Origin of the sequence: Vibrio sinaloensis DSM 21326 (assembly GCF_000189275.1) — a bacterium.
GTDB classification, from domain to species: Bacteria; Pseudomonadota; Gammaproteobacteria; order Enterobacterales; family Vibrionaceae; genus Vibrio; species Vibrio sinaloensis.
This window is the reverse complement of the sequence record NZ_AEVT01000103.1, coordinates 1-481: the sequence shown is the minus strand read 5'-3', so window position 1 is coordinate 481 and position 481 is coordinate 1. Positions and strand designations below refer to the sequence as shown.

1 protein-coding gene is annotated in these 481 nt (G+C 53.6%); it reads left to right on the top strand.

What is annotated here, in order from left to right:
- Positions 1-481 (top strand): nickel-dependent hydrogenase large subunit (locus tag RH45_RS18980; protein ID WP_008080319.1); only part of this gene is annotated, 481 nt, incomplete at both ends.

Below are 481 nucleotides of genomic sequence, written 5' to 3'. Positions count from 1 at the left end.
GAGAATTACTATTGATCCGGTAACCCGTATTGAGGGTCATTTACGCATTGACTGCGAAATTGAGAACGGCGTCGTATCCAAAGCTTGGGCGTCCGGCACCATGTGGCGCGGTATGGAAGAGATCGTGAAGAACCGCGATCCGCGCGATGCGTGGATGATTGTGCAGCGTATTTGCGGCGTTTGTACGACAACTCACGCGATCCCCTCCGTTCGTGCGGCAGAAAGCGCGCTGAATATTGATGTTCCCGTCAACGCGCAGTATATCCGTAATATTATTCTGGCGGCGCATACCACCCATGACCACATTGTCCATTTCTACCAGCTCTCTGCGCTGGACTGGGTGGACATTACCTCTGCGCTGAAAGCCGATCCGGAAAAAGCTTCTGCGATGCTGGATGGCGTGTCGAGCTGGCACCTGAACAGCGCGCAAGAGTTCACGAAAGTTCAGAACAAGATCAAGGATCTTGTCGCCAGCGGTCAG